The sequence below is a fragment of the Yersinia sp. Marseille-Q3913 genome (assembly GCF_963892745.1).
Lineage (GTDB): Bacteria > Pseudomonadota > Gammaproteobacteria > Enterobacterales > Enterobacteriaceae > Yersinia > Yersinia bercovieri.
Map to the genome: position 1 here is coordinate 141,273 of NZ_CAWQAF010000033.1, position 21,425 is coordinate 162,697.

Below are 21,425 nucleotides of genomic sequence, written 5' to 3' on the forward strand. Positions count from 1 at the left end.
ATAGGGGCGGATGAAATCTACCCCTATATTTCCATCGTTCCGTAGGCGAGAACTAGATACCGAAGGCGAAGTTCATCGTCATTGAACCGTCGATCTCTGCATCTTCAGTGATCGGCCCGCCCATGGTGGTGGTCCCTGCCAGAATCGGGCTTACTGTAATGTCAGCGGTGAATACTTTGCCGACACTTTGGGTATTGGCTGCAGAAGACCAACCGGTGCGTAAACCTGTTGTCAGGTTAGCGGTGGTGGCCGCGGCAAAGGTTGTGGTGGCGGAAGAGAACACGTTAGACACTTTACCGTCCACAGTACCATTCTTCATCTGCGCATTGTAGTAACCGATTTTACCGGTGCCATTTACGTTACCCAAGCCGAAGTTAGTTGTACCTGCGACACTTGCAGAAGCCGTGCGGTTATCAATGGGGGTAAAGTTTAGATACGTTTCTGCATCACAGTTTACCGTCCAATTTTTAGTTATTGGCGTCAAGGCAGTCGTGGCGGTGCCTGATTTAACTAAAGATGAAGATAGGTTACCAAAGTCATATACGCCGTCATCTGGCGCAACGATGGTGCAGCTTGGCACTGTCAAGCTACCTACTACTTTTAATTCCGCAGTAGGTGCGTCTGCATTGGCAGCATTAATACCAAAAATTAAAGAGGAGAGTACGGTAATTTGGGCCAGTTGCTTTTTCATTTTAATAATCCTGATATAAAATGTATCGTATTTCGATACTTAATCGACCTATAGGCTGACGCCTGCGGCTTAACTTCATTTATTATCTGTTGATACAGAAAATATATGAATTTAATAATAATACAGTTATTAGACGTTTTAAGACTTTCCTTGTATATAAGATAAGGTGTCGATCTTGTGTAGGAATATTCCTACGTCATAGTTATTTACTGTCCTACACGCGCTTTATTTACCCATAAAAATAATTACCTCACTAACTACATGACAATTAAGTAGTAGATTTATTGATCAATTTATTTTATTAAAATCCAACTTAAAAAGTTATAATTCTATAATAAGCATACTGAATCAGTATCTTGCTGACAAAATCCCTATTTATACTCCACAGGTTATTATTTTATATTATGATGATACCTAATGGATTATTATCTGAAGATCGACACCGCATCTCAAATGTAAAGTCGGTGCTCGTTGCTGCCCATTTCAATAATTTTTTCGTTACATCTGTAATTGTTTCGTCGCGCCCGTCGATAATCGGACACTATCGCCCCTGCTATATAGAGCAAGATATGCCGAGTTTGTGGCTGGAGATGGTTTCAATGCCCATATCCGCCATCCGGTGAGTCATGCCATTTTATGGTGTGATAAAAGATCACGCGGATTTATCCCCTGATCAGGCAGACTTAGTGTGATAAGGATCGCTGAATTTTTTTTCTATAAGTGCTTGAATAATGGCAGTGTGCGAGGGGTTCCCCTCCGCTGAAAGAATATCTCCTCGGGTGTTTTCGAGGCGGCCTTTTCAACCGCTCATGTCTCTCTCCATGAAAGGGTTGCGAACATGGCCCCTTTTGCGGCATGTTTACAACAACACCTCCCTGCTTTAGATGTTCGAATGATCACTTTGTGAGCAACCTGATGATTAAGTGGCTGTGGAAAGCAAATCAACCGCAAGCGGAGATACTTGCGCAGTGGCGCGAAGCCCTGGATATCCCCTTGTTAGCGCCTTTGAATGAGCAGGAGCAAGAGCGCCTGGTCTCTGTGGCGAGTCATCTGCTACAACAAAAACGGCTAGTACCGTTACAGGGGTTGGTATTAACCCCACTGATGCAAGCTCGTCTTACATTGCTGTTTGCACTGCCCGTCATGGAACTGGGCGCAAAATGGTTAGATGGCTTTCATGAGGTACTTATTTATCCTTCGCCTTTTGTGGTTGAGGATGAGTGGCAAGATGACCTCGGCCTGGTACATTCTGGTCAATCAGTACAATCCGGTCAGAGCTGGGAACAGGGGCCGATTGTCCTGAACTGGCAAGATGTCCAGGACTCATTTGATTTATCAGGTTTTAATTTGGTCATTCACGAAGCCGCGCATAAGTTGGATATGCGTAATGGTGGCAACTCAAATGGTGTGCCGCCTATCGCCATGCGGGATGTCGCTTCGTGGGAGTATGACCTGCATCAGGCGATGGACAATATTCAAGATGAGATAGATATGGTCGGTGTCGAGGCCGCCAGCATGGATGCTTATGCCGCCAGTGACCCGGCGGAGTGTTTTGCTGTGCTATCTGAATATTTTTTCAGTGCACCTGAGTTGCTGGAGGGCCGCTTCCCTGCTGTTTATCAACATTTTTGCGCTTTCTATCGTCAGGATCCGCTGGCCAGACTGAAACGCTGGGAAAAACAGTAGCACTATTTGCCGTGATTGCTCAGATGCTGAGCAATCACGGCAAATGAACTCATTTAGCGTTGACAGTATCAGGCATGCCAGATATCATGCGCCCCGTTCACACGATTCCTCTGTAGTTCAGTCGGTAGAACGGCGGACTGTTAATCCGTATGTCACTGGTTCGAGTCCAGTCAGAGGAGCCAAATTTAGAAAAGCCCGCTTAAGGAAACTTAAGCGGGCTTTTTGCTTCTCTTTTTATCAAATTACTTCTCTTTTTTATCAAAACAAAGAGCGGCTTATTTAGCCTCTTTATCAACGCGGTTTTACAGCGCATAAAAAATCAGTGCGGCGATACCACCAAATAATAGCCATTTGATCAGATAGTAAATTCGGCGATCCCAGGCTTTCAACCGCTTACCAACTTTGCGCACCGCGTAGATATATTTAAACATCCGGTTCACGCCACCGGTACGATCCCCCTCTTCATTGGGTGCCGTGGCGGCACTCATTAGATGACGCCCTAGCCAGTGGTTAACCCATTGTGCCCAGCGGTAGCGCATCGGGCGCTCAATATCACAAAATAGAATAAGTCGGTTCTGCCCGCTTTGGTTTTCGGCATAGTGAATATAGGTTTCATCAAACAAGATCCCCTCGCCGTCACGCCAACTGTAAGTTGTTCCATCCACATCAATAAAACAGCGATCATCATTCGGGGTCATTAAGCCCAAATGGTAACGCAGGGAGCCGGCATAAGGATCACGATGTCTGGGTAAACGGCTACCATCTGGTAATTCAGCAAACATCGCCGCTTTCACTGATGGCAACTCACGTAATAATGACGTGGTGTGTGGGCAGAGTGTCATCGCCGATGGATGGCTATCTTCGTACCATTTCAGATAAAACCGTTTCCAGCCCGTTTTAAAGAAGGAGTTAAAACCCGCATCATTATATTTATCCGATGCTTTGATTTGCTGGATAGCCATCAACCCTTTGCCCTCCTCCCTGATTTGAAGCCAGTTTTCACGCAGTATAGCTAGCTCGGGAAAAAGATCCTGCTTTAGATAGGGGGTGGTGGGAACACGTGAAAATAAGTACATAAACACATTAATGGGTGAGACAAATGTCGAGTGATCTGAAAGTTGCCGCCAGAATTTGTAACGTCTCTTCCCTCGAAAATGTACATAGGTGACACAGAGGATAAAAACAATTAGCACGATATATTTCATGATTCCCTATCAGATAAATATGGCTGGTATCAAAATATTTAGTCCATCTATATTAAAATTTCCAATTTTAAATTCTGAGAAATCATTTCGAAAATCGATAGCATCAAGATTAATAAGCAATAAATGTTTGAATATCACTATCGCTAACGGTGAAACAGCCGGTAAAACAGCGGCCTGCGGGGAAATCATCACTTAAGCCCCGTAATAACTGCAATTCAAAACGCCCTGAGAGCAGCGAATAACTTATGAGACGCGCCTCGAGAAAATCAAAATAGCGGCCCAGTTGCGGATATACCGCTTTGAATAAGCTCTCTTTGGCTGAAAAAGCTAACGTCAACAAATGGTTGAAAGGCAGTGGGCCTTCCTGAGAATTGCGGTACTCCTCCTCACTGAGAATGCCGGGCCATAAATCTTTCGCCCGCTCAACAGGGATCAGCCCTTCGATATCCAGCCCAATGCCATGGCGGCTTGCCGTTAATGACTCTACTGTGGGAGTGATGATTTGAGCCGTGCATAGAGCGCGTTGGCGATTATGGCTGATGCTACCAATCAGGCCGGGGGGCCACTGGGGTGCACGATCCAGCCCATTGACCAGTGGGTAGTCTCGGATTTCCAGCATATTCAGAACTTGGCGGGCCACAAAGCGCCCGGCCAGATATTCAGCACGCCGTTGACTCACGGCCTTGTGCAAGCTGCCAGGAAACGCAATGCCATAGACGGCAAAGAGCTCATCCCGGTATTCATTGACATCAAAATCACATTTCGACAGCAGTCCGTGAAACAGTGGCTGACCATTCAAACCGCTGGCGGGCAGTGCGGCGAAGGTAAAGTTACGGATAAAGACCGACGTCACTGGTTATCCTAATCCTATTGATTCATCGGCTTTATAGTAGTCGGTAACCTTCGCCACCACAATATTAGAACCCTGCCCAACGAGGTAACACATTATCAGCACAGGGTTTTAACTCAGCACAGGGTTTTAACTCAGCACAGGGGCTTGGATCAGTACCACAGGCTCATGATTGGCCAGCCGACCAACAACAGCATGGTGATATAGAACACCCCCATGATCCCGCCCAACCGCCAGTAATCTTTCGATTTCACATAACCGCAGCCATAGATAATCACACCAGGGCCGGTGGCGTAAGGTGTCAGAACCCCCATGATCCCGATGGAGAGTACCAGCAGCATAGATAAATGCTCCATCGGCACACCACTCAAACCCTTACCCACCGCCAAAATAACCGGCAGCATGGTGGCGGTGTGAGCAGACAAACTGGCGAACAGATAGTGGGAGAAGTAGAACACCAATACCAGCGCTACCACCGTTATTGTCGGTGAGAAACCATCCAGATGGGTGCTCATGGTGTTAGCAAACCAATCAATGAAGCCAGAACGGGTCAGGCCATTGGCCATCACCACCAATGTTGCCAGATTAACCAAGGTATTCCAGGCGCTGGAGTATTTGGTGATATCTTTCCATGACACCACATGCAGCGCCAACATGAGGGAGACTGCCAGCAAGCCGACGGCTGTCGCATCAATAAATGCGCCGCCAAATACCCATAAGCACAGGCTTAGCAAGACTAAACCTATCAGAATCATCTCTTTGCGAGTCAGCGCCCCCATCTCATTCAGTGCTGTTTGCGCCCAGGCCGCCACTTCATTACTTTTCGTCACGCCGGGTTTATACAGCACATAAGAGAGCCAGGGTGCCACGATCAGCAAAATTAACCCAACAGGTAAGAATGCCAGGAACCACTGCATCCAACCGATATGGACGCCAGCTATCTTATTCACAAACTCAATACCCAACACATTAGGTGCCGCGCCGGTCACAAACATCGAGGAGCTGATACTGGTGCCGATCACCATCATCCACATCAGATATCCACCAATGCGCCGTGATGATGGATCATTGGGGAATGAATCGAACAGCGGCGGCAGGTTTTTCACCACCGGGAACACGGTGCCCCCCGTACGGGCGGTATTCGATGGTGTGAAAGGGGCCAGCAGAATATCGATGATGACAATGGCATAACCCAGTGTCAGGGTGCGCTTGCCCATGAATTTCACCATGAACAGGGCTATCCTGCGGCCCAGTCCGGTGGCTTCATAGCCGAGAGCAAAGATAAATGCGCCGAATACCAGCCAGACGGTGGTACTGGAGAATCCTGCCAGCCCCCATTTCAGTGACTCTTTGCCGCCATTAAAGCCAGCATCCGCCACTTCTGCGGCGCTAAATAGCACCCAGTCAGAGCTGAGCACACAAATCGTCACCGCGATAAAACTGATCGCCGTGGCGGGAATGGGCTCTAAAATCATCCCCACAATCATGGCGACAAAAATCGCGAAATAGCGCCAGGCTTGAGGGGGCATTCCTTCCGGGGTCGGGATCAGCAGCAGAATGGCCAGCACCACAAAGGGGGCGAGCGCTTTCCATAATTTCTCTTGCGACTTCAACATAAAGAGACTCCTATAACACCGTTATTATTTTTTGTGAGAGGGATGATGAGGGAACTGCGCCAGCAACCAGGTCAAGATCAGCAGGTCAGCACTGCCGCCGGGGCTCAGGTTGCGGGTGATACATTGGGCGTCAAACTCCTGCACCCGCCGCTGGCTGAGTGGGTCACCCATCCCTGCCGGTGAGAGTGAAGTCAGAATTTCCGTCGCCTGTTGTTGTAGCCATTGCAGCCCCGCCATACCGCCACGGGAGACCACATTGGTATCGCGGTTGACGGAGATCAAAATCAGCAAGGTGTGCAATAGGGCGTGGTCAGGTTGCGTACCCGTAGCTAATAAGCGCTGATACGCCGGTAAGGCATGGGTCAATACAGTGGCGAAGCCAGACTCTGCCTCGCCACGTGCGCCGGTCAGGCCATGTTGATAGAACAAGCGCTGCCCCGCTGTTTGCTGTGGATTTGACTGGTACAGCTCGCGTTGTGTCAGCCCGCAGCAGAGGCTTGCAGCCTCGTGGCAAACCGCATCAGCATTGATCTGTTCAGCGCGGGCTTTTAGCCGCCCCAGTGCGCAGCAGATCAATCCCAACGAGAAAACCGTGCCTTTATGGGTATTGACGCCGCCAGTGGCGCGAAACATGCTGTTTTCACACGCCAGCCCCAGTGGTCGCAAACTGTTCAGTGCCGCCTGCCCCGCCAAATGGTGATGGCTGATGCCATGCTCAATAAAGCGCGGTAGCCATGGCGCAATCGCATCGGCGCTGTGATAAAAGTCGATTAGCGCCATATCCTTATGTGCGCCGCAGTTGCAGCGATCGACCAAACCGGGCTTGGGCGTCAAGTTGACCTCGGTCAGCATCGCCCGATAAGCCAGCCCGCCCCAGTGGGTTGAGAAGCCAGAAGCCTCCCCAACCAGCACCGAGGGTGATGCCGTCGCCCTCTCGTCAGTGCGTTGCAGTTGTGGCATTGAGCATCAACTCCATCTGAGCCAATAATTCGTCGATGCTATGCGTTTGCGCCCGGCCACACACATTGGCGGGGTGATGACACAACAGGCAGCGGCGCGGCGGCAAGCCAAGGTCACGGCGAGACAGGATCTGACCGGTCACATCAAGTACATCGATATCCCATAACCGGCCCTGCGGATGCTTAAGCTCAAGGAGCAGCGCCGCATCCTTCACCTGCTCAGCAGGCAAATCAACGGCTATCAAACCTTCGCAGCCGGTCGGTAGCGGAAAGACCTCTTGCTGCAACACCGGCCAACGCTGCTGTTGACTCAAGGTGGTGATCGCCTGCCATGCCAGGGCAAACAGCTTGCGCGTCAAAGGGTTATCTTTCACCGCGCCGGGTGCCACCAGGGTGAGTGAAATCAAGCTCACCTGATGGCGCGCCAGCCAGAGTTGTTGTCGGTTCTGGCGGGATTCACGACTGGTTAGCAACTCCGGCAGACTAATGGGCCGGTTGGCAGCGAGTGCGGGAGAGAGCGTATTCATCGCCTACTCCTCTATCTGATGCACAACATCAATCACTGAACCGTCGCGGTAACGCACCACCGCCACCACGCGATCAGTGAACTTGATGGGCTGCGGCACCCCGGTCAGAATCAACGCGCGCTGATAGAGCCAATCGATACTCACCACCGGCAACCCCGCTTGCTGCAAGCGCTCTGCCAGCTCAGGCCGAGCCGGATTGACCGCAATACCGTGATCGGTCACTAAAATATCGATGCTGGAACCAGGGGTGACACAGGTGGTCACGTTATTCACCAGTGTTGGGATGCGCCCACGAACCAGTGGTGCGACGATAATCGACAGACGCGCCGCGACCGCCGTATCACAGTGACCGCCGGAAGCACCGCGCAATACGCCGTCCGAGCCGGTCAGCACATTGACGTTAAAATCGGTGTCTATTTCCAGCGCACTGAGCACCACCACATCCAGCCGATCGACTGACGCCCCTTTTGAGCTGAAATTGGCGTACTGATTAGCACTGATTTCGATATGACGTGGATTGCGGGCCAACGAGGCGGCGGCTTGGCGATCGAAGCTTTGCACATCCAGCAGCTTGGTTATCAGCCCTTTCTCATGCAGCTCCACCATGGTTGAGGTGATGCCGCCCAGGGCAAAACCTGCGGTGATTTTGCGCCGCAGCATTTTGTCTTCGAGAAAGCGGGTGACGGCGAGTGATGCCCCGCCAGTGCCGGTTTGCAGTGAAAATCCATCGACAAAATAGCCCGATCCGGCGATAACCTCAGCCGCACGACGGGCAATGAGCAGTTCGCGGGGATTTGAGGTCATGCGGGTGGTATCAGCGCCGATCTTGTCGGCATCACCCACTTTTTCGACCTGTACAATCAAATCAACCTGATCCTGCGTAATACTGGCGGGGTGATGGGGATAAGCCACCAGCGCTTCGGTTAGCAGCACCACACAATCGGCATATTCGGCATCCACTCTGGCGTAGCCCAAAGAGCCGCAACAGGCGTTGCCGCTAAAATCCTTGGTTTGACCAAAACCATTGGTATTGCCGAATTCGTCACAAGCGGGCACGCCGATAAAGGCGACATCAATGGTCAGCTCGCCGGATTCAATCAGGTTAACCCGCCCACCGTGGGAGTGGACTTGTACCGGTTTACCTAATAATCCGCGCGACACCTCCTCTGCCAGTGGCCCGCGCATTCCGGAGGTGTAGATCTCGCTGACCACGCCATTGCGGATGTGATCCACCAGCGGTGAATGGCAGTCGCTCAGGGAGCTGGAGGCCAGGCGCAGATTTTTGAAACCCATGGCGGCGATAGCATCCATCACCAGATTCAAGGTTAAATCACCGGCACGGAAAGCATGGTGGAAGGAGATGGTCATGCCATCTTGCAGCCCTGAACGGCGGATAGCCTGTTCCACTGAATCGCACATCTTGATGTCACGGGGTTTTTGCGCCTGCAAATTGGCTTTAGAGGCGTCTTGATACTGCGGATACGCCGGGCCATTGTCCTGACGGAGAGTTAAACTTTCTACTCGTTGTTGCCTATTCATCTTTTATTCCTCACGCAAACCGCTGACTGCACGTTGCAAAACCAACCGCGCCCGCTCAATCACCGGGCTGTCCACCATCTTGCCGTTCAGGGAGACCACCCCGCGCCCTTCGGCTTCCGCTGCCGTGGCGGCATCTACCACCGCCTGCGCATGGCGAACTTCTTTTTCGGTCGGGGCATAGAGGTTGTGTAACAGTTCGATTTGCCGTGGGTTAATCAGCGATTTGCCATCAAAACCCAACTGTTTGATCAGCGCCGCTTCCTGCAAGAAACCGACCTCGTTATTGGCATCCGAATAGACGGTGTCGAAAGCCTGAATCCCCACCGCGCGGGCGGCTTGTAAAATTGAACAGCGCGCAAACAGCAGTTCAATGCCTTCTGCTGAGCGCTCGGTACGCAAGTTGCGGACATAATCCTCCGCCCCCAGGGCTATCCCCATCAGGCGCTCAGATGCCTGGGCAATGGCCAGCGCCTGTGTGATCCCCTGCGCTGACTCAATGGCGGCCAGCAGGCCCGTGCTGCCCACTTCGCGACCACACTCCAATTCGATACGGCTAATCTCCCGCGCCATATCCTCCACATCTTTCGCGCTATCGGTTTTCGGCAAGCGCACGATATCTGCCCCACCGCGCACCACCGCTTCCAAATCCGCCAGCCCATAAGCGGAGTCCAACGCATTGACCCGCACAATGGTTTCCACATTTTGATAAAGCGGGTGTTGTAAGGCGTGATAAACCAAACGGCGGGCAGCATCTTTTTCGCGCAGGATAACCGAGTCTTCCAGATCAAACATCAGCGCATCTGCCTGATAAATAAAGGCGTTGCTCACCATAGCGGCATTGGCACCGGGGACGAACAACATGCTGCGGCGCATTCTATTTTTCATTTCAATTTTCATCACTGCGCTCTCCATGGCAGAATTTTTTCATCGCAGGCCCTGAGTAGCGCGGTTTCAAGTCGTGCCTGCAAAACGCAATCCAGTGCGCCTTTATCATCAATAACCAGTTGCACCCCGGTGACCTGATGCTGCTCCAGTAACGCCAATACGCTGTAGCGAATGGACTCACCAAACTGCTTATCCACACTGCTGTGAATTTGCAGGTCTATTTCCGGTGGATTTAATGGCGCGATACGCACCATGACGTCGCTCGACTCCAGTGTTCCGGCGACGGCCTCTCTGATAATTTTCATTTTTCACCTGATTAACTTATCTTCAAATTCAGTGACTTCTGACTGACGTATCAGTACCTATCTTTGCGCCCTGCTTTATCGACTTATATCAATCAACTAAAACAGGGCTGGATCCTTTGCGGACAAGGCGCTTTTCTCACTACTGGCAGCCTTTTGTGCACGCTGTGTCAGCAGGCGCTGTAAGTAGTGGCAGGTGGCAGGCGGAACCAGTTTGCGAATAGTTTCAGCGTCTCCCTGCGCTAATAATTTGCGCACCCAAGAGGCGGAGATGGCGGTGTTGTGATATTTAAGGCGCTCAATCTCCACCAGTGAGATTGGTGGGTATGGCAATGCCGGTGTTTCCAGCCAGTAACCCATATCGTGGTTATATTTGGCGGTCACGGTACAAAATGGCTCAGTCCCCACAAAGCGGTGAGTGACACCCAGTGCAGGCGCTAAATATTGGCGAAATATTTTCAGATCGATTTCGGTATAGCAGTCATCCGCCACCCCCTGGTCTTTAATGAAATAACAGGGGAATGTGGCGCGGGAGATCATATATTCCGAACCGGGATGCACCGTGAGATTAGCAATATCTTGTGTGCCATCGAGGACTAATTGCAGCCGGTCGCTATAAGGAAAACGTGAATTATCTTCTTTCACTAAAAACAGATGTAACCAATCACACTGCGCCGCAGCCTGGCGAACTAAATATTGATGTCCACGGGTAAAAGGGTTGGCATTCATCACGATGCTGCCAATTTTTTGCCCTGGCTGACGTAATTGGCTTAACTGTTTGGCATAGCGCTGTAAACGGCAGGCGCTATTTTCCATTAGCACCACAATGCCAGGTACATTCGCTATCGGATAAAAGCCACAATCTTTAAATAGGCTCTCATTTTTCGTTTTGGTATAGATAAACAGATGGCTATGGTGGCGTTCATAGGCCAAATTGACCAGCTCGGTTGCCAGTGTCAACGCCAGGCCCTCTCCCCTGACCTCCTCGCTGATGGCCACGCACTTGATAATATTGCCCGCAATACCACCGCAGGCCACCAATTTTTCATTATGGCTTACGGTAATAAATACGTCGACAGTGGTATCTATATTCAGATCGTTAGCACGTAAGAAACGTGTTATTTCTGCAATCTGCTGATGCTCTGAACGATTAATTCGGCTAAATACCACATCCATAATTGACTCTCTGCTATAACGTTTAAATAACAAATAAGTGACAAGTTAAATACTTGGGATTAAATAATTTAATATTCACTCTTCAAATAAATAATTCACATAAAAACAACAATGTGAAATAAGATGACGTCAGTCTGTTTTTAATTAGAATTAATTGACGAGCACATGCTAAACATAAAAATAGCGTGATTAATTGACCTATTTCACATATAAGATAGTAAATATAAGTTATTTAATGGTTTTAATTTTCTTAATTATTAATATATATTTTTATTTCTCTTAGCTATTTAATTATTATCTAAATTAACTTATGTTAGCGCCAGTGTTTTTAGTATCCAAAGTTTTTGGCATGGCAGATAGGCAGCAAGCAAACGAGTCCCGAATCATTTACTCAAGTAAGTGATTCGGGTGAATGCGCGCCGCTAACACCTCTGTAACGTCAAATACGAAGGATATATGTTAATTAAGGTGAGTAGTGTGCCGAGTCATTCCCCCGTAGGTAAATTAAAATGGCGCGGCCGCATGTGGAGCCGGTTGAAGAATATGGCTTTCCCGCTGCGGATATTTCTCCTGCTACTCACCGTCTCGATTCTGCTTGTCGGTGCACTAGATCGTTTCCTCAGTCACAACTTTGAGCAATACCTGCTGGATCAAGTCAGTAAAACTGCAATGAATCAGGCCAAAATTATCGCGTCGATGGATTCAGTGGTGAGTGCGGTTAAGCATCGCGATAAAGAGCAGTTGGCGCAGATTGTCAGCCGATTGGGCAACACCTCAGACCTTGACTATCTGGTGATCGGCGATACCCAATCTATTCGTCTTTATCATCCTAATCCGCAGATGATCGGCTACCCGATGCAGTGGACCAAACCCGGCGCACTGGAGAGGGGCGAGAGCTACATTATTTTTGGTAAAGGTTCGATGGGCGAAGCCATGCGGGCCAAAACCCCTATCCGTGATGAACAAGGGACAATCATTGGGGTGGTCTCCCTCGGTTACCTGATCAGCAAAATCGATCATTGGCGACTTATCTATCTGCTGCCCCTCACCCACTCATTTATCATCGTGCTGGCGGTGTTGCTATTGCTGTCATGGCTGTTTGCCCACCATATCCGCCGCCAAATGATGGGGATGGAGCCGAAAGAGATAGCACGGGTGCTGCGCCAGCAAGAGGCGCTGTTCGGGGCGGTATTTGAAGGGCTACTTGCGGTTGATCCTGAGGGGAAGATCACTGCAATCAATCAAAATGCGCGTAAAATGCTACGGACCTCAGCCACGCCACAGCAGTTGATTGGTTGTAAGGTCAGTGAGGTGGTCTCGCCTGACCACTTCTTCCGCGATCAAACTGGCGATAATCGCCAGGATGAGCTTTGTACCTTTAATGGTTTGAATACCATTGCCAACCGGGCCGGTATCTGGTCGGAAGAGAGCGTGTTTCAAGGCTGGGTGGTGAGTTTTCGTAGTCAGGATGATATTCATACCCTCAGTGCTCAGCTCAGCCAGATTCAGCAATATGTCGAGAATCTGCGCACTGTCCGTCACGAGCACCTGAACTGGATGTCAACCATGAGCGGGCTATTACAGATGAAAGAGTTTGATCGGGCGCTGGAGATGGTGAAAACCGAATCTTCCTCCCATCAGGCGCTAATTGATATGCTACGTACGGCGTTCAATAACCGGCAGATTGCCGCGTTACTGTTTGGTAAATATCACCGCGCCAGGGAGTTAGGGCTGAATTTGAACTTTGTTCCCGGTTGTCAGTTGAGCAACCTCCCCCCGACTATTGGCGAGAATGAACTGGCCGCCATCATCGGGAATTTGCTGGATAACGCCTTTGAGGCCAGCTTGAAAAATCCGCACGGCGATAAGCAGATTGAGATTTACCTGTCTGATGAGGGTGATGATTTGATTCTGGAGGTCGCTGACCACGGATGCGGTATCGACCCACAATGGCAAGATTGTCTATTCGAACGAGGTGTCAGCTCTAAAGACTCAGATGAACACGGTATTGGTCTCTATCTGGTGGCGACCTATGTTCAGCAAAGTGGTGGCACCATTACGATAGAAGAAAATCCGCCACGTGGCAGCCTATTTACAGTCTTTATTCCGAAGACGCATTGATCTCAAAGACGGGGAGATCCCATGGAATGGCTTAATATTTTAGTGGTAGAAGACGAAACACCGCTGGCAGAGATGCATGCAGAATTTATTAAGCAGAGCAGCTACTGTCATGAAGTCTGGCTGGCGGGCAATTTGCAGCAAGCCCGCAGTATGGTGGCCCGTTTTAAGCCCGATTTGATTCTGTTAGATAACTATCTGCCCGATGGTAGTGGGTTGGAGTTATTACGTGAAATGACCTTACAGGGCTTCGCCGGCGGCATTATCTTTGTTACCGCAGCCAGCGACAGTGAAACCGTGTCGGAAGCTATCCGCTATGGGGTGTTTGATTACCTGATTAAGCCGGTAGCCTACGAGCGACTAGAGCAGTCATTGGCGCGATACAGCCACCGCCATCAGGTGTTGCAGGACGGCACCAAGGTCAATCAGCGCCAGATCGATGAGATGTACAATACCTATGCCCGTGGCGAGCAAAAAGTGACACTGCCGTTGGGTATCGACCAGATGACGCTGGATAAAATCCAAACGCTATTTAGTGATAATGTCGTCGAGTACACTGCGGAAAATGTTGCGCAAGTGCTCGGGTTAAGCCGCACCACCGCCCGGCGTTACCTGGAGTTTTGCGCGACCAACCAAGCGCTACAGGCCGAGATCATTTATGGCAAAGTCGGCCGCCCACAGCGCATCTATCGCAGCAGGAAACTGGCGTAACTCCACTCCCCGTGCTCCACTGCCCGTGGAGCGCGGCATTTTGCAGCAACAACTGGCTATTTTTTCATCGGATTTATCTTGCATATGTTAAGCCTCCAACATTTCTGATAACAATTATTGCTCAGCTAATGATTGATCAGCATCATGCATCTATCTGCTCCACAATAATGAAAAATCATGATTAATGTTGCATTGATAGATGACCATACTGTCGTCCGTTCAGGGTTTGCCCAGTTGTTATCACTGGAAAAAGATATTCGCATTATTGGCGAATATGGATCGGCAGCTGAAGCGTGGACCCACTTGCCCAACATTGATGTCCATGTGGCGGTGATGGATATTTCGATGCCGGACGAAAGCGGGCTAAGCCTGCTCAAGCGCCTGCGCCAAAAAATGCCCCATTTTCGCGCCATTATTCTGAGTATTTACGACACCACCGCCTTTGTGCAAAGCGCGATGGATGCCGGTGCCAGTGGTTATCTCACCAAACGCTGCGGCCCGGATGAACTGGTACAAGCGCTGCGAACCGTCAGTGGCGGGGGCCTCTATCTCTGCTCCGATGCGCTGCGGGCGCTACGCCATATGCCGCAACAGCCGCAACAACTGGCAGTACTGACACCGCGCGAGAAAGAAATTTTCCAGCTATTGATCAATGGGATAAGCGTCAAATCCATTGCCGAGCAACTGTTGCTCAGCCACAAAACCGTGCATGTGCATCGGGCGAATATTCTGGGCAAGCTCCAGTGTGAGACCACAGTCGAGTTAGTGCATTTTGCGCTGCAACACCAGCTGTTGGCAGGTAACTGAGATGTGGCAACTGCGGTCAATGGGGCTATCGCTGTTTCTGGTCATCTTCTTTTCCCTGAGTTGGCTGGCCCTGTGGACCATCAGTTTTTATCTGAGCGATGATGGCTTACACGCCATTTTATTGCTGCCGCAAGGGCTGCGATTGGCGCTGATGATCCTGCTACCACGGCGCTATTGGCCAGTGCTACTGCTGGCGGAGTGCAGCGGCATGTGGTGGCTGCACAGTGAACAACTACAAACCTCCGCGCTGATCCTGCTGTCGCCGCTTCTGAGTTTGCTACCCGCCTGGCTGACCCAGCGGTTCTGGCATCACTACACCCTGTATTGGCAACGGCTGCTGTTGCTGCTGACCGCCGTGGCGGGGAATAGTCTGCTGCATGGCGCGGTATTGAGTTTATGGCTGCCATTGCCTGTCACTCAGGTGTTACTCGCCACCTTTACCGGCGGTATTCTGCTGGTGCCGTTCACCTATCTGATTTATGAATACTTAAAGCAGCAGCATATTCGCAATCTATTCTCTCAACAGATCCCTGATCCGCCGTTGCGCACTTCGCTGCTGATTTGGTGCTCGTTGATCTTTGCCATTTTAGTTTGTGTGCAGGTAGCGATTGCGCCAAATATGGAGCGCCTGTTGCTGATTTTCGTCTTTCTGCCCAATGTGTTTATGGCGTACAAATTCGGCTGGCAAGGTGGGGTATTGGCGGCGGTATTAGGTAGCCTGATGATCACCGTCACTCGGCAAGCCAGCGGCGCATTTCATGATTTAGCCGAACTGGAACTTTTTCTCTCGACCCAGGCGCTATTGGGGCTAACTCTGGGGATCGCCATTAGCCGTCAGCAACAACTGGCACAGCGCCTGCACCGCTATCGCAATCAGTTGGAACAAGAGCTGCAAACCCGCCGCAAGCTGATGGCGCGCTTGGTGCATACCGAGGAGGATGTGCGCAAAGAGATTGCCCGCGAGCTACATGATGAGATTGGTCAGAACATCACCGCCATTCAAATTCAGGCGATGCTGGTCAATCGCAGTGCACCCACACCTGCGGCGCAATCTGCAGCCAATCAGATAAGCAATTTATCGCAGCGAATCCATCAAACCACCCGCCAGCTACTACGCCAATTGCGCCCGCCGGTGCTGGATGAGATGCCGCTGGATCAAGCGCTACAGCATCTGGCGGAAGAGTTTGCCTTTGCCGAACAAGGGATCAATTTCCAACTCGATTACTCGCTGCCGCCGACCCCCGGTGAGGATGCGGTGGTGTTTACCCTGTATCGGCTGGTGCAGGAGTTGCTCAATAACATTAATAAACATGCTAACGCGCACAATATTCAGGTCAGCCTGCGCCTCACCGATAACATCATCACGCTGGATGTACGCGATGACGGCATGGGTATGCCGGTGCAACCACAAGGCGGAGGGCTGGGTCTGCGCGGCATTGAGGAGCGGGTGCGAGCGCTGGGTGGTGACTGGCTACTGCAACGCCGTTTAGGAACGCGGGTGGTGGTGAACCTGCCCACTCACCTGCGCACCGCCGACTCTGTGAGCCTGCCCACAGAACCAGATCAAAAGCCTTCATAAATAAGCATTATTCCTAGCCGTCTAAAACCTTGTCTCATCTCTTTTACTTTTGCCCTCCTTACACTCAACCCAATAACCGGAGAAATTCATGGCTGCATCATTTTTGTCGGCGAAGAGTCTACCCCCTGAGCCTTTGACGCCGGAGCAGGTGAATGCGCGTTACCGCTACTGGCGACCGCGCCTGATGGCCGCCATGGTGATGGGTTACGCCGCCTTTTATCTGACACGCAAAAGTGTCAACTACGCGATGCCGGTGATGCAACTGGAGCTGGGGCTGGATAAAGGGGATATCGGCTTGCTGGGCACACTGTTTTATCTGGCTTACGGCGGCTCTAAATTTGTCTCGGGTATCGTCAGTGACCGCACGCAAGCCCGCTGGATTATGGGTATCGGCTTGATGATGACCGGCGTGCTGAATGTGGTGTTTACCCTGTGCCACACCCTGCCCGCCCTACTGGTGGTCTGGACATTAAATGGTTTCTTTCAGGGGTGGGGCTGGCCACCTTGCGCCAAATTACTGAGCACATGGTATTCACGCAATGAACGTGGCACCTGGTGGGGCTGCTGGAATACCTCCATCAGCATTGGCGGTGCGGCGGTGCCGCTGCTCTCGGCCTTTCTGGCCTCGCAATATGGTTGGCAGGCCGCGCTACTGGTGCCGGGCGCAATCGGTATCCTGTTAGGTATTTGGCTGTGCTGGCAATTGTGCGATAAGCCGCAACAGCAAGGTTTGCCGACTATCGGTCAGTGGCGGCGCGACCCGCAGGATCAGTGGCAGGAGCAGCAAAGCCCGCCGATGCCAATGGGCCGAATCTTTCGCGACGCGATTTTGCGCAACCGCACTATCTGGTTGCTGGGCGTCTCTTATGTGCTGGTCTATCTGATCCGCATCGCCCTCAACGACTGGGGCAATATCTGGCTGGCAGAGAGCCATGGGGTGAATTTGCTCAGTGCCAACGCCACCTTGTCGCTGTTTGAGTTGGGGGGATTATGTGGCGCGCTGTTTGCCGGCTGGGGATCAGATCTGCTCTTTCGCGGGCAGCGGGCGCCGATGATTTTGCTATTCGCACTCGGGCTGTTTTTAACCATGACCGCTCTGTGGCTAGCTCCGGTGCATAACTATCCACTGCTGTCAGTGACCTTTTTCAGTATCGGTTTTTTTGTCTTTGGGCCACAAATGCTGATTGGTCTGGCGGCAACGGAGTACACCCATAAAGACGCCGCAGGGACGGTCACCGGATTTCTCGGCTTGTTTGCCTATCTCGGTGCCGCACTGGCCGGATGGCCACTGGCGCAGGTGCTGCAACATTATGGCTGGCAAGGATTTTTCGCCTTGCTAACACTGGCATCGGCCTGTGTTGGCTTGTTATTGATGCCGCTATTGATGACCGGCATCAATCGATTAGGGTTTGAACCGTCGGGAAAGCGCTTTATCCCGGCGGATAAAGAGTAAAAGTACGTCAAATAATACCTCTCCTACAACAACAGCTCTGTTTGCACCCGGATCCGGGCCATCAGGGAATAAAAAGGATAATGTTATGAAACTTGCACCACTCTCTGTACTCGTTGCTGCCGGCCTCGCCCTGAGCGCCTTTGCTACCGTCGCCAAAGCCGAAGGCCGGTTGGTTATCTATTGCAGCGCCACCAATGCCATGTGTGAAGAAGAAGCCAAAGCATTCGGCGAAAAATATGATGTCAAAACCAGTTTTATCCGTAATGGCTCCGGCAGCACACTGGCCAAAGTAGATGCTGAGAAAAAGAACCCGCAGGCGGATGTCTGGTATGGCGGTACGCTGGACCCACAATCCCAGGCCGGTGAAATGGATCTGCTCTACCCTTACCAGTCCCCTAATCTGTCTCAGATCATGCCGCAATTCCGTGATCCGGCAAAACGCAAAGGCAACTACTCCTCGGCGGTCTACATTGGCATTCTGGGCATAGGCGTGAATACCGACCGCCTGAAAGAGAAAGGGCTGCCAGAGCCAAAATGTTGGAAAGACCTGACCAATCCGGTCTACAAAGGTGAAATCCAGATTGCCGATCCACAAAGCTCCGGCACCGCCTACACCGCATTAGCCACCTTCTCGCAGCTGTGGGGCGAAGATGCGGCCTTCGATTATCTGAAAAAACTGAACGCCAACGTGTCGCAATATACCAAGTCGGGTATTGCTCCGGCCCGTAACGCCGCCCGTGGTGAAACCACTATCGGCATTGGTTTCCTGCACGACTATTCGCTGGAAAAAGAGAAAGGCGCACCGCTGAAACTTATCTCGCCATGTGAGGGCTCCGGCTATGAAATCGGCGGCGTCAGCATTCTAAAAGGCGCGCGTAATCTGGATAACGCGAAGTTATTCGTTGATTGGGTGCTGTCAAAAGATGCACAAGAGTTGGCGTGGCAGAAGGGCCAATCCTACCAGATACTGACCAATACCACCGCCGCGACCTCACCTAACTCACTCAAACTCGATGATCTGAAGCTAATTGACTACGACATGGACACCTATGGTGCGACCGAGATGCGCAAGAAGCTGATCACCAAGTGGGTTAACGACGTCAAGATGGGGCAATAACAGCCCACACTATATTTCGATTTATATAAATCATCTATTTCAATAACCCAGTCATTGGCGTTGCAACAAGGTAGCGAGCACCACTGCAACGTCAATGACGAAGGTTATCTCTGGGGAACACCATGACACACACCCTGCGGCTCCCACAAACACGGGACGCCATACTCTATTGGCTGGCTTTCGCCGTGGCGGCTTTTGCCTTGTTACCTGCATTCAGTCTGGATTATGGCCTGCTTGAGGCCAGCCGCGCGGAGCTACTGGCCGCTTATGGTTGGTCTGGGCTGAACATCAGCACCTTGTGGTTTGCCCTGCCACTGCTACTACTCTTGTGCCCTCTTTCACCTGCGGGCCGCGAGCAGCGTAGTCGCCATCTGTTTGATGCCGGTTATGCGCTGTTCTGCGCCCTGTTCGTGGTGGTGACCTCCGCCTGGCTAGGGCGCGGGCTAGGCTTTGCCACCATTGGGCTGTTTATCGCCCTGGGCGCCATCATCACGTTGGCACTGGCGCGCCTTGAGTGGCTGGGGGGTGACCGCTTTGTCCTCGGCTCACTAGTGACCATTATTGCCCTGATTACCGTCTTTATCCTGTTCCCCAGCATCGCGATCTTCATCCCAATCTTTACCGATGAGAGCGGAGCTTTTGCGCCATGGCAATTTATGGCGATCCTAGGGCAGGCGCATATCCTGCAGGTGATCTGGAACTCATTCCTGCTGTCGATTGCAGTCGGCATCGGTTGTACTTTCTTCGGCATGGTGCTGGCGATTTACACCACGCGCATAGCCAAACGCTCAGCACTGCTGGGGCGAATTTTCTCGATTTTACCGATTGTCACCCCGCCTTTTGTGGTCGGATTGGGTGTCACCCTAATGATGGGCCGCTCCGGCTACGTGACCGAGTTGATGGTCACCTGGTTTGGGCTAACCAACACCAACTGGCTATATGGCTTTACCGGCATCTGGCTGGCCCAGGTTCTGGCTTTTACGCCGATGTCATTTATGATCCTCGACGGCGCGATTAAAACCATCCACCCGTCACTGGAAGAGGCCTCCTACACCTTGCGCGCCAGCCGTTGGCAGACCTTTATGCAGGTGTTCCTGCCACTGCTAAAACCTGCGCTAGCTAACTCATTTTTGATTGTCATTGTGCAATCGCTGGCTGATTTCAGTAATCCGCTGGTACTGGGGGGGAACTTTGACGTGCTCGCCACGCAAATTTACTTCTATATCACCGGCGCACAACTCGACTATCCGGCGGCCTCCACACTGGGCGTCATTCTGCTGATGTTCTCGCTGTTTATCTTCTGCATCCAATATATGTGGATAGGTAAGCGCTCCTACGTCACTATCTCCGGCAAATCCTCCCGTGGCGATGTTCAGCCATTGCCGGTATCACTGGTGTGGGGCACCACCGCCATGTTGTATGTGTGGATTGCCTTTAACCTGTTGCTGTACGGCAGCATTTTCTACGGCAGTTTTACCGTCAACTGGGGGGTCGACTACACCCTGACGCTAAATAACTTTAATCAGCTATTTGGGCAAGGTTTCAGTGACGGCGCATGGCCTTCGCTGCTAGATACCCTACTGTATGCCGGCATTGCCGCGCCAATCACCGCCGCCTTCGGCCTGTTGATCGCCTATATCGTGGTGCGCCAACAGTTCCGTGGTAAAAAAACCATTGAATTCAGCACCATGCTCTGCTTCGCCGTTCCGGGCACCGTAGCGGGCGTCTCCTATATTTTGGCCTTTAACAGCGCGCCGGTCTATCTGACCGGGACCGCCGCCATTGTCATTATCTCCATGGTGATGCGCAACGTGCCGGTGGGGATACGTGCCGGGATTGCCGGACTGGGGCAGTTGGATAAATCGCTGGATGAAGCATCATTGAGCTTGCGGGCCGGTTCACTGCGCACCGTTATCTATATTTTACTGCCCTTGCTACGTCCGGCGATTTTATCCGCGCTGATTTACAGCTTTGTCCGCGCCATGACCACCGTCAGTGCCATCGTCTTTCTGGTCACACCGGATACCCGCGTCGCCACCTCTTACATCCTTAACCGCGTGGAAGATGGGGAGTATGGAATCGCGATTGCCTATGGTTCCATCCTAATAGTGGTGATGCTCGCCATCATCTTCCTGTTCGATTATCTGGTTGGCGAGGCGCGTATTGCCCGCTCGAAAGCCAGCAATGCTGAATAATGACGTACT

18 protein-coding genes and 1 tRNA gene are annotated in these 21,425 nt (G+C 51.4%); 9 read left to right on the forward strand and 10 right to left on the reverse strand.

What is annotated here, in order from left to right; genetic code table 11:
- Positions 1-52: 52 nt before the first annotated feature.
- Positions 53-691 carry a DUF1120 domain-containing protein gene (locus AACW11_RS14045; RefSeq protein ID WP_212584509.1) on the reverse strand — a complete coding sequence of 213 codons (639 nt, stop codon included), beginning with the start codon at positions 689-691 and terminating at the stop codon, positions 53-55.
- 915 nt (positions 692-1,606) lie between these two features.
- Between AACW11_RS14045 and mtfA the strand changes: the two genes are divergently transcribed.
- A complete protein-coding gene (mtfA, locus tag AACW11_RS14050) occupies positions 1,607-2,377 on the forward strand; it encodes a DgsA anti-repressor MtfA (protein ID WP_032898536.1) in 771 nt (256 codons plus the stop codon).
- A 106-nt stretch (positions 2,378-2,483) separates the two neighbouring features.
- Positions 2,484-2,559: transfer RNA gene (locus tag AACW11_RS14055), tRNA-Asn, on the forward strand.
- Between the two features lie 120 nt (positions 2,560-2,679).
- Here the strand turns inward: AACW11_RS14055 and lpxO are convergent.
- The 9 genes from lpxO to citC form a co-directional block, all read right to left on the reverse strand.
- Complete coding sequence (gene lpxO, locus AACW11_RS14060; RefSeq protein WP_212584510.1) at positions 2,680-3,582, reverse strand: lipid A hydroxylase LpxO; 903 nt, start codon at positions 3,580-3,582, stop codon at positions 2,680-2,682.
- Positions 3,583-3,691: 109 nt separating this feature from the next.
- Positions 3,692-4,435: a 4'-phosphopantetheinyl transferase family protein gene (locus AACW11_RS14065; RefSeq protein WP_212584511.1), complete on the reverse strand. Its 744-nt coding sequence runs from the start codon at positions 4,433-4,435 to the stop codon at positions 3,692-3,694.
- 149 nt (positions 4,436-4,584) lie between these two features.
- Positions 4,585-6,048 carry an anion permease gene (locus AACW11_RS14070; protein WP_005279126.1) on the reverse strand — a complete coding sequence of 488 codons (1,464 nt, stop codon included), beginning with the start codon at positions 6,046-6,048 and terminating at the stop codon, positions 4,585-4,587.
- A 24-nt stretch (positions 6,049-6,072) separates the two neighbouring features.
- Positions 6,073-7,008 (reverse strand): triphosphoribosyl-dephospho-CoA synthase CitG, encoded by a 936-nt coding sequence (gene citG / locus AACW11_RS14075; RefSeq protein WP_445285825.1) that lies wholly within the window; start codon positions 7,006-7,008, stop codon positions 6,073-6,075.
- Positions 6,986-7,534: a citrate lyase holo-[acyl-carrier protein] synthase gene (citX, locus tag AACW11_RS14080; protein ID WP_212584512.1), complete on the reverse strand. Its 549-nt coding sequence runs from the start codon at positions 7,532-7,534 to the stop codon at positions 6,986-6,988. The genes citG and citX overlap by 23 nt, the downstream gene beginning before the upstream one ends.
- A 3-nt stretch (positions 7,535-7,537) precedes the next feature.
- A complete protein-coding gene (gene citF / locus AACW11_RS14085; protein WP_212584513.1) occupies positions 7,538-9,073 on the reverse strand; it encodes a citrate lyase subunit alpha in 1,536 nt (511 codons plus the stop codon).
- 3 nt (positions 9,074-9,076) lie between these two features.
- Positions 9,077-9,970, reverse strand: a complete 894-nt coding sequence (locus AACW11_RS14090) for an aldolase/citrate lyase family protein (RefSeq protein ID WP_212584595.1) — start codon at positions 9,968-9,970, stop codon at positions 9,077-9,079.
- The gene (gene citD / locus AACW11_RS14095; protein ID WP_212584514.1) at positions 9,970-10,263 is read right to left on the reverse strand and encodes a citrate lyase acyl carrier protein; all 294 of its coding nucleotides are present in this window, start codon (positions 10,261-10,263) and stop codon (positions 9,970-9,972) included. Before citD ends, AACW11_RS14090 begins: the two co-directional genes overlap by 1 nt.
- Positions 10,264-10,359: 96 nt before the next feature.
- The gene (gene citC / locus AACW11_RS14100) at positions 10,360-11,436 is read right to left on the reverse strand and encodes a [citrate (pro-3S)-lyase] ligase (RefSeq protein WP_212584515.1); all 1,077 of its coding nucleotides are present in this window, start codon (positions 11,434-11,436) and stop codon (positions 10,360-10,362) included.
- Positions 11,437-11,892: 456 nt separating this feature from the next.
- On the opposite strand from citC, the gene dpiB reads away from it, so the two are divergent.
- From dpiB to AACW11_RS14135, 7 genes are all read left to right on the forward strand, one after another.
- Entirely contained in the window at positions 11,893-13,557 is a 1,665-nt protein-coding gene (gene dpiB, locus AACW11_RS14105) for a sensor histidine kinase DpiB (RefSeq protein WP_283048264.1), read from the forward strand.
- A 21-nt stretch (positions 13,558-13,578) separates the two neighbouring features.
- The gene (gene dpiA / locus AACW11_RS14110; protein ID WP_212584516.1) at positions 13,579-14,265 is read left to right on the forward strand and encodes a two-component response regulator DpiA; all 687 of its coding nucleotides are present in this window, start codon (positions 13,579-13,581) and stop codon (positions 14,263-14,265) included.
- Positions 14,266-14,442: 177 nt separating this feature from the next.
- Entirely contained in the window at positions 14,443-15,072 is a 630-nt protein-coding gene (locus AACW11_RS14115; protein WP_212584517.1) for a response regulator transcription factor, read from the forward strand.
- A 1-nt stretch (position 15,073) separates the two neighbouring features.
- Entirely contained in the window at positions 15,074-16,651 is a 1,578-nt protein-coding gene (locus tag AACW11_RS14120; RefSeq protein WP_212584518.1) for an MASE1 domain-containing sensor histidine kinase, read from the forward strand.
- 88 nt (positions 16,652-16,739) lie between these two features.
- On the forward strand, positions 16,740-18,104 hold the full coding sequence (gene uhpC, locus AACW11_RS14125) for an MFS transporter family glucose-6-phosphate receptor UhpC (protein WP_212584519.1): 1,365 nt from the start codon (positions 16,740-16,742) through the stop codon (positions 18,102-18,104).
- Between the two features lie 85 nt (positions 18,105-18,189).
- On the forward strand, positions 18,190-19,221 hold the full coding sequence (locus AACW11_RS14130; protein WP_212584520.1) for an ABC transporter substrate-binding protein: 1,032 nt from the start codon (positions 18,190-18,192) through the stop codon (positions 19,219-19,221).
- A 122-nt stretch (positions 19,222-19,343) separates the two neighbouring features.
- On the forward strand, positions 19,344-21,416 hold the full coding sequence (locus AACW11_RS14135; protein WP_212584521.1) for an ABC transporter permease: 2,073 nt from the start codon (positions 19,344-19,346) through the stop codon (positions 21,414-21,416).
- Positions 21,417-21,425: the final 9 nt, after the last annotated feature.